The sequence below is a fragment of the Gelidibacter salicanalis genome, from assembly GCF_016469035.1.
GTDB classification, from domain to species: Bacteria; Bacteroidota; Bacteroidia; order Flavobacteriales; family Flavobacteriaceae; genus Gelidibacter; species Gelidibacter salicanalis_A.
Genome location: NZ_JAEHJZ010000037.1, coordinates 1 through 701, shown reverse-complemented (window position 1 = coordinate 701; position 701 = coordinate 1). Strand labels below are relative to the sequence as shown.

At 39.9% G+C, this 701-nt stretch carries 1 protein-coding gene; it reads right to left on the bottom strand.

Annotated elements, in window-relative coordinates:
* The coding region (locus tag JEM65_RS15635; RefSeq protein ID WP_199601450.1) for a phage integrase SAM-like domain and Arm DNA-binding domain-containing protein at positions 1-651 on the bottom strand (651 nt) is incomplete at its 3' end.
* Between the last annotated feature and the right edge of the window lie 50 nt (positions 652-701).

Genomic DNA, 701 nt, shown 5'->3' with positions numbered 1-701 from the left:
AAGCTGGAACTGGTTGAACGGGTTTTTTGGAATCCATTCCAACTTAACGGCCAGGTTGACCATCTTTTTAAAGCGCTCCATATGTTTCATAACACCATTGTTGGACAGCACCAATTCCTTTTTTGAATTTTTGTAACCTCTCAGGAACTGCTCAAAATCACAAATGAAACGATAGTTCAATTGTTTTAGGTAAATGTCATCCACCTTTGAAACTTTGCTCAAATACTTCAGCAGATACCGTTCTGTAGTGTAATAATTTTTCATGGTGCCGTATTTCAGAATGCTCACCATGTTGGTGTTATGGTAGGTCATGAGCTCAGTCAAAGTCTTATGGTTCTCGTCCAGACCCAAATAACGTGCTTTAACGGCGTTTGCCGTAATGATCTTTCCTTCTTCCAGTAATTGCTTATGGCAGTCCAATAAATGGCTATATACTTGGTCTAGGTAGGTATTGAGGACTTTTGTTCTGTAGGAGCTTCCACGTGCCCTGTTCCTGTTGCTGTCCCAATCCCTTAAAAGTGTACACCTTTTTAAACTGATTTCTGAACGTTTTTGGTTGACTGTGATACGGGCGAAGATAGATAATTCGCTCGTGTTGCCTCTGGGTTTCCTTGTGTAGAAAATCACGGCAAAGGTAGTGTTTGTCTGCATTGTTGATGTCTTTGGTTAAACAAAAATGGTTTAAAGACAAAAGTCAAATC